The sequence below is a fragment of the Allochromatium palmeri genome (assembly GCF_009720725.1).
Lineage (GTDB): Bacteria > Pseudomonadota > Gammaproteobacteria > Chromatiales > Chromatiaceae > Thermochromatium > Thermochromatium palmeri.
In genome coordinates this window covers 48,188-54,187 of the sequence record NZ_WNKT01000025.1, presented here as the reverse complement: position 1 = coordinate 54,187, position 6,000 = coordinate 48,188, and the positions used below count along the sequence as shown (strand labels likewise).

7 protein-coding genes are annotated in these 6,000 nt (G+C 62.6%); 2 read left to right on the top strand and 5 right to left on the bottom strand.

Translation table 11 applies throughout. The features are described 5' to 3' along the window. Positions 1–132 precede the first annotated feature (132 nt). A complete protein-coding gene (gene cbiE / locus GJ668_RS12135) occupies positions 133–1,380 on the bottom strand; it encodes a precorrin-6y C5,15-methyltransferase (decarboxylating) subunit CbiE (protein ID WP_155450411.1) in 1,248 nt (415 codons plus the stop codon). 145 nt (positions 1,381–1,525) lie between these two features. Between cbiE and GJ668_RS12130 the strand changes: the two genes are divergently transcribed. Further along, on the top strand, positions 1,526–2,188 hold the full coding sequence (locus tag GJ668_RS12130) for a L,D-transpeptidase (protein WP_155450410.1): 663 nt from the start codon (positions 1,526–1,528) through the stop codon (positions 2,186–2,188). A 5-nt stretch (positions 2,189–2,193) separates the two neighbouring features. On the opposite strand, the gene GJ668_RS12125 is transcribed toward GJ668_RS12130, so the two are convergent. Both GJ668_RS12125 and GJ668_RS12120 read right to left on the bottom strand, forming a co-directional pair. Beyond that, positions 2,194–3,612, bottom strand: coding sequence for a PhoH family protein (locus GJ668_RS12125; RefSeq protein ID WP_155450409.1), 1,419 nt, complete (start codon positions 3,610–3,612; stop codon positions 2,194–2,196). A 56-nt stretch (positions 3,613–3,668) separates the two neighbouring features. Further along, complete coding sequence (locus GJ668_RS12120) at positions 3,669–4,208, bottom strand: glycine cleavage system transcriptional repressor (protein ID WP_155450416.1); 540 nt, start codon at positions 4,206–4,208, stop codon at positions 3,669–3,671. Between the two features lie 168 nt (positions 4,209–4,376). On the opposite strand from GJ668_RS12120, the gene GJ668_RS12115 reads away from it, so the two are divergent. Continuing rightward, on the top strand, positions 4,377–4,955 hold the full coding sequence (locus tag GJ668_RS12115) for a hypothetical protein (protein WP_155450408.1): 579 nt from the start codon (positions 4,377–4,379) through the stop codon (positions 4,953–4,955). Positions 4,956–5,026: 71 nt separating this feature from the next. Here the strand turns inward: GJ668_RS12115 and GJ668_RS12110 are convergent, their stop codons facing one another. Both GJ668_RS12110 and GJ668_RS12105 read right to left on the bottom strand, forming a co-directional pair. Further along, entirely contained in the window at positions 5,027–5,245 is a 219-nt protein-coding gene (locus tag GJ668_RS12110) for a YgaP family membrane protein (RefSeq protein WP_155450407.1), read from the bottom strand. A gap of 170 nt (positions 5,246–5,415) precedes the next feature. Further along, positions 5,416–5,901, bottom strand: coding sequence for a cyclic nucleotide-binding domain-containing protein (locus GJ668_RS12105; protein ID WP_155450406.1), 486 nt, complete (start codon positions 5,899–5,901; stop codon positions 5,416–5,418). Positions 5,902–6,000 lie beyond the last annotated feature (99 nt).

Genomic DNA, 6,000 nt, shown 5'->3' with positions numbered 1-6,000 from the left:
GCTTCTTGCTTATGGCAGAGATATTTATTATATACTCAAACAGGTATTTTGTTAAAATTATTTAATAGATGTACTTAATTCCGGTAGATCAGACCCTGCAAACTGGAGGGGCGTCTCATCATCGCGGCCGCTTCAGCGCGGTTTGACAGCGGTCAGGAGCGTGACCGGCATGGCCGTGCGCCAGCCGTCGAAGCGCCCGAGCGGGGCGGCGTGCGCGACCGAGATCCGCGTCAGCTCACCGCCGATGCGCTCGCTCAGCGCGACGAGAAAGGCTTCGCTCTGAATGGTGACCGCGTTGGCCACCAGCCGTCCGCCGGGTTTGAGCGCCGACCAGCAACGCTCAGCGACGCCCTCCACCGTGAGTCCACCGCCGATGAAGATGGCGTCGGGTGGCTCCAGATCATCCAGGGCTTCGGGCGCGCGCCCGGCCACCAGCCGCAGATCGGGCACGCCGAGCGCATCGCGATTGCGTTCGATGAGCGTGCGGCGTCCCGCGTCGGACTCGATGGCGATGGCACGGCTGCGCTCGTCGGTGCGCATCCATTCGATCCCGATCGAACCACAGCCAGCACCCACGTCCCACAACAGCTCGCCCGGCAGCGGCGCCAGACGCGCCAGGGTCGCGGCGCGGATATCGCGCTTGGTCAGTTGGCCATCGTGCTCATAGGCCGCATCTGGAAGTCCGACGCGACGCGACAGGGGCAGGGCGTCCGGATCGGCCCGGCACTCGACCGCGATCAGATTGAGGGTGGCGCACGCCTCGGCTTCGTCGTGCTGATGCCACTCTGCCGCCGTGTTTTCCAACCGGCGCTCGAACGCACCGCCGAGCCGCTCCAGCACCGTCAGCCGGCTTGGGCCATAGCCGCGTGCGACCAGTTGCGCCGCCAGTTGGTGCGGTGTCGAGCCATCCGCAGAGAGCACCAGTAGCCGCGCGCTGGGTGCGAGATGTAGATTGACGCGCGCCAGCGGCCGGCCATGCGCCGGAATCACCGTGACGTCCTGCAAGGCCCAGCCCAGCCGCGCCGCCGCCAGTGAGACCGACGAGGGCGCAGGCAGGATGTGCAGTTCCTCAGGCGCCAGGCGCTGCGCCAGCGTCGCGCCGATGCCGAACAGCATGGGATTGCCGCTGGCGAGTACGCATACTGGCTGACCGCGCCGGGCCAGAAGTTGTTCATAGGCCAGCTCGAACGGACTCGGCCAGGGCTGACGCTCCTGGTCGGGACGCTCCGGGACGAGCGCCAGATGCCGCGCACCGCCGAAGAGCAGGCGCGCCTCGTCGATGGCCTGACGCGCCGTTTCGCTAAGCCCAGCGAGTCCGTCCTCACCGAGTCCGACGATAGTGAGCCAGGGGGATGTCGTGGAAGAAGGAGTGTTGCTCATGAAAATCGTAGCGATCCTCGGGAATCGAATCGTCCAGCGCTTCACCACTGAGTGCGACCAAAGGTGATGCGCGCGGCTAAACTGTAGGTTCCATGTGATTAAACCGCGTCCAGAATGAGACACGTGAGAGATGAGTCCACAGTCCATGCGCCTTCTGTCATTACTCGCCGCGCTGTCGCTCGTCGGCTGTGCCTATACACCCAACGAAACGCTCTCGGAACCGGAACCGCGCGAGACCGACTGGCGGATCGGTGATGATGCCGCCGGTCTGTCAGCCGACATGGGCCTGGGGTTCATGGCGTTGCCCACGACGACGAGCGCCCCGAGTGAAGCCACGTCCTCTGAAGCCGGACCAACCCAGGCCGAAGCTGTCGTCGCTGAATCGATGCCGGCGTCGGTCGAATCCATGACCGATGAGTCGACGACCCAGGACGCCAACGCCACAGAGACCACCAAGCGCCGCTCACTGACGATCTCGCTCAGCGATCAGGCCTTCGAATACAAGGAAGATGATGCCGTGGTCCACGCCGGTCCCATCTCATCGGGTAAAGCGGGTCATTCGACGCCCGCCGGCCGTTTCAAGGTGCTCAGCAAGAACGCGGACAAGGTCTCCTCGCGTTACACCAATCAACTCGGGATGCAGGCCTGGATGCCGTACTCGATCCAATTCCACGGTCACTATTTCCTGCACGAAGGCTGGCTCCCCGGCTACCCGGATTCACACGGCTGCGTCCGGGTCGGTGAGAAAGACGCGCGCTTTCTGTTCGAGCGCCTCAGGATCGGCGACCCGATCCTGGTCGCGAATTAGCTCGCTCACAGTTCCTGCGAGGCGAAATCGGCCAGACGCGAACGTTCGCCGCGCATGAGCGTGATGTGCCCGCTGTGTGGCCACTGTTTGAAGCGATCGACTACATAGGTCAGGCCCGAAGTGGTCTCGGTCAGATAGGGCGTGTCGATCTGGCCGATGTTGCCGAGACAGACGAACTTGGTGCCCGGACCGGCGCGGGTCACCAGGGTCTTCATCTGCTTGGCGGTGAGGTTCTGGGCCTCGTCGAGGATGATGTATTTGTTGAGAAAGGTACGCCCGCGCATAAAGTTGAGCGAAGAGACGCGGATGCGGTTACGCACCAGATCATTGGTTGCCGCGCGTCCCCAGTCGCCGCCCTCGGGTCGGGTCAGCACCTCCAGGTTGTCCATGAGCGCGCCCATCCAGGGCGTCATCTTCTCTTCTTCGGTGCCGGGCAGGAAACCGATGTCCTCGCCGACCGGAACCGTGACCCGGGTCATGATGATCTCGCGATAAAGATTGCGCTCCAGCACCTGCACCAGTCCGGCGGCCAGCGCCAGCAAGGTCTTGCCGGTGCCGGCGGTGCCGAGCAGGGTGACGAAATCCAGCTCAGGATTCATCAGCATGTTGAGCGCAAAATTCTGCTCGCGGTTGCGCGCGTTGATACCCCAGACGTTGTGACGCGGCAGGCGGTAGTCGTCGACCAGTTCGACGATGGCTTCGTTGAGACTCGGCTTGTCGCGCACCATGGCCTCGAACTCGCCGTCGGCACCGAAGGCCACACACTGCGCCGGATACCAGTCGGCGATGTCCGGACCCGTGATACGGTAGAACGTCCGCCCCTGTTCCTTCCAGGCCTCGACCGATTTTTCGTGCCGCTCCCAGAAGTCATCGGCCAGCACCTCCAGCCCGGTATAGAGCAGATTGGCGTCGTCGAGCACCTGGTCGTTGGAATAGTCCTCGGCCTGGATGCCGAGCACGGCGGCCTTGATGCGCAGGTTGATATCTTTGGAGACGATGATGACCTGACGCTCGGGCCGCTTCTCGCGCAGCGCCTGGGCGGTACCGAGGATGGTGTTGTCGGGCGAGGCGCCGGGTAGTGAGTCGGGCAGATGGATATCGAGCGGCTCGGTCTGGAAGAACAGTCGACCGCTGGCCGGCAGCGTGATCGCGCCGCTGCCCGTGGAGTCCGGGCCGAGCGGCAGACCGGCGTCGATCTCGGCCTTGTCGGCATCACACATGAGCTGATCGAGGAAGCGGCTGACCTGACGCACATTGCGCGCGACTTCCGACAGGCCTTTTTTGGCGCGATCGAGTTCCTCCAGCACCACCATCGGAATGAAGACGTCATGCTCCTGGAAGCGGAACAGCGAGGTCGGATCGTGCATCAGGACGTTGGTGTCGAGCACGAACAGACAGGGCTTGTCGTTTTCGCGTTTGATCATGGTGTTCCACCTCTGGCCTGAATCGGAGTGGGGAGGGCGCTCGGGCGCCGCGCGGCTCAGCCCTTGAGCGGTTCGAGCACGGCGTCGAGGTTGAGCGCGTCGCAATAGTCCATGAAATCCTCGCGCAACGCCGCGATATGGATATCGGCCGGGATGCCGACCGTCATGTGCACCGCGAACATGGGCGTGCCGGTGTGGGCAGCGGCATAAGTGCTGGTCGACAGATCCTCGATGTTGATGTCGCGCTCAGCGAAGAATCCGGCCAGGTTGTTGACGATGCCGGGGTGGTCCAGCGAGACCACGTCGATGGCATAGGGCAGCAGATTGCGCCCGGTGGCACGCTCGCCGGTGCGCTTGCTGATGATGGTCATGCTGAGCTGGCGCTCCAGCTCAGGCAGGGCGTTCTCGATCTTGGCGAGCGTGTTCCACTTGCCCTCGACCAGGAGCATGGCGGCGAACTCCCCGCCGAGGACCGTCATGCGGCTGTCCTCGATGTTGCAGCCCTGCTCCAGGATAGCCTTGGAGAGCTGGTTGACGATGCCTGGATGGTCTTCACCCAGTGCCGAGATCACGAGGTAGGTCTTCTGCCTAGTCATATCCGTGCCGATGGTCGGGGATTGGAGAAAATGGATCGAGTCAAGAGTGTTTAAGTCTAGCATGGTGCACGCGGGCGCCGTATCGGGGAGCGGCCAGAGCATATTTTGCGCCGTCTCGACGGTCCCTCATCCAACCTTGCGATCAAACTCTAACTGAGGAGGAAACCAATGATTCTGAAGATCATCATCGACGACCAACCCCACGAGATCAACGTGCCGGACGCGCTTCTGGCCGAGGCGCGCGACTACTTCGATCAGATCGACCGTGACATGGACGGCGGCTGGCAGATGAGTCGCGACTGGGTCGAGGCGCCTGACCGGATCCAGCGCGCTCAGATCGTCGCTGATCGGCTGCTGACAGCGATCGAGACCGGCAATCTCAAGCTCGGGACGCTCATGGCCGGCTATCTTCTGGATCGCCTGCCGGGGCTGGAGTCGGTCGAGCCGGACATCCAGGGCGAGATCCAGAATACCGGCTTCGAGATGACTCAGAACACGGCGACGGCCGCGTCACCTGCGACGTCCAAACCGGCGGGCGCGGGTCTGAGCAAACTGGCGGCGATGGAACAGGCCGGGCGCGACGTGACCCAGGTCTTCAGGGTCGGACGCGGCTACCGCTTCTCGGTCTTCGACCATGACACGGGTGCCTGGATGGATGCGCCGCTGGCGCCGACCGAGCAGGAGGCGGGACGCTTGCGTCAGGAAGCGTTCAAGGCGCGCTACGAGGCGCTACTGGCGGGCGGATAAGCTGGGAGGTCTGTTGATCGCCATCCGTGGCGGATTGGCCGCCGGCGCCTGGCCAGCGGCAACGCTCCTGATCAGTCCTTCTTGTTGGTGTCGATCTTGAGCAGCGTGTAGGCCGGGCAGAATCTGATAGCGCCGGTGGCCAACACGATCAGGCCCAGGATGCTCAGAATGATTTGCAAGTTCACGCTGCCGACCATGAGACCGGCAAGGATCAGTACGCCAGCGGCGGCCAAACGAATGGTACGGTCCATCTCGCCGACATTCTTAGGCAGGTTCTGTAGCAGACTCATGCGTTCTTTCTCCATTTATATTGGACAGGTTGGGGTTCGGATGACGAGAGTGACAGGGTTCAGGCGGGGCTGGTCGCGATTATAGCCGCGTTCGCGCCGGCTCGTGATGCGGAATCCGTCGAACCTGCGTCCACGTCGAGGCGTTCAGACGCTCAATGGCACTCAAACGTTCAATAGAGCGCGTGCGAACTGCTCACATATTTGGTCAGTTCGACGTGCTGAGCGTTCATCCGGCGCAGGATGTCCTGGCTGACCTTGACGATGTTCTGCATCACCCGATAGACCAGCCAGGGATGCTCGGCCAGCAGCGACTCGAAGGCCTCGCGCTCGAAGCTACAGACCTGAGTGCGTCCGAGTGAGCGCAGGGTCGCCGTGTGCGGCTGGCCGCTGATGAAGCCCATCTCGCCAGCCAGATCACTGGTGCGGAGCACATGAATAGTCGTGTACTCACCCTTGCCCAGGTCGCGCGTGACCGCGATGGCGCCCTCGGTGATGATATGCAGGCTGTTGTCGATGTTGCCCTCCTGGATCAGGATCTCCTGATCGGCGAGCCGACGACAATACGCGATGCCGGTCAGGGCCCGGACCTGTTCGTCGCTGAGATTGGCGCTCAGGCTGGAGTGACGCAGTGAGTCGAAGTCTTGTTCGGTGCTCATGATCGATGTCCCCCTATATTCTGATTTGCTAAATTTTAGACGGCCAGTTTGATTCAGGCGAGCGTTTGGGGCAAGCGGTCGATACCGCAAAAACATCCC

Coding starts and splice junctions, on each gene's coding strand:
- GJ668_RS12125 (WP_155450409.1), bottom strand. CDS start 3,612: ATGATCAAACGCGAAAACGACAAGCCCTGTCTGTTCGTGCTCGACACC.
- GJ668_RS12120 (WP_155450416.1), bottom strand. CDS start 4,208: ATGACTAGGCAGAAGACCTACCTCGTGATCTCGGCACTGGGTGAAGAC.
- GJ668_RS12105 (WP_155450406.1), bottom strand. CDS start 5,901: ATGAGCACCGAACAAGACTTCGACTCACTGCGTCACTCCAGCCTGAGC.
- GJ668_RS12110 (WP_155450407.1), bottom strand. CDS start 5,245: ATGAGTCTGCTACAGAACCTGCCTAAGAATGTCGGCGAGATGGACCGT.
- cbiE (WP_155450411.1), bottom strand. CDS start 1,380: ATGAGCAACACTCCTTCTTCCACGACATCCCCCTGGCTCACTATCGTC.
- GJ668_RS12130 (WP_155450410.1), top strand. CDS start 1,526: ATGCGCCTTCTGTCATTACTCGCCGCGCTGTCGCTCGTCGGCTGTGCC.
- GJ668_RS12115 (WP_155450408.1), top strand. CDS start 4,377: ATGATTCTGAAGATCATCATCGACGACCAACCCCACGAGATCAACGTG.